This is a genomic window from Methylobacterium nigriterrae (genome assembly GCF_037106235.1).
Lineage (GTDB): Bacteria > Pseudomonadota > Alphaproteobacteria > Rhizobiales > Beijerinckiaceae > Methylobacterium > Methylobacterium nigriterrae.
Genome location: NZ_JBAWTG010000455.1, coordinates 1 through 734, shown reverse-complemented (window position 1 = coordinate 734; position 734 = coordinate 1). Strand labels below are relative to the sequence as shown.

Genomic DNA, 734 nt, shown 5'->3' with positions numbered 1-734 from the left:
CGCTTTCCCAAGATGGGCTCGATGGCCGGCCTGGGCGAAGGCCTCGGAACACCGCAACGTGCACCGGTCCCGGTACCAGATGGGGCGCGGTACGAGGAGCGGAGCTTCTCCAACGCTGCGGGCAGCCGGACCTACAAGGTCTACGTCCCGAGCGGCTATACGGGCCAGGCGCTTCCTGTCGTGGTCATGCTGCACGGCTGCACCCAGTCGCCCGATGACTTCGCTGCCGGGACGCGGATGAACGAGCTTGCCGAGGAGCAGACCTTCTTGGTCGCGTATCCGGGCCAGCCACAGTCGGCCAACATGCAGAAGTGCTGGAACTGGTTCAACGCGTCCGATCAGCAGCGCGACTCCGGCGAGCCCTCGCTGATCGCCGGCATCGCGCGTGAGGTCGTCCGGGAGTTTTCAGCCGATCCGACGAGGGTCTACGCCGCGGGGTTGTCGGCCGGCGGCGCGGCCGCGGCGATCATGGCGGCCACCTACCCCGATCTGTTCGCGGCGGTTGGTGTCCACTCGGGAATTCCGTACGGCGCGGCCAAGGACATGCCATCGGCCTTCGCTGCGATGAACGGAGCCGGGACGACCCAGTCACGAGGGACGCGCGCCTCGGTTCCGACCATCGTCTTCCACGGTGATGCCGACCGCACCGTCAACCCGGTCAATGGCGACCGCGTCATCGCACAGGCCAAGCCCGAGGCGACGTCGAGCAAGATCGTCACGCAGGGGGAGAGCCC

The 734-nt window shown here is 67.7% G+C and carries 1 protein-coding gene; it reads left to right on the top strand.

Annotation, left to right across the window (positions count from 1 at the left end):
- The coding region (locus WDW90_RS37715) for an extracellular catalytic domain type 1 short-chain-length polyhydroxyalkanoate depolymerase (RefSeq protein WP_336492819.1) at positions 1 to 734 on the top strand (734 nt) is incomplete at both ends.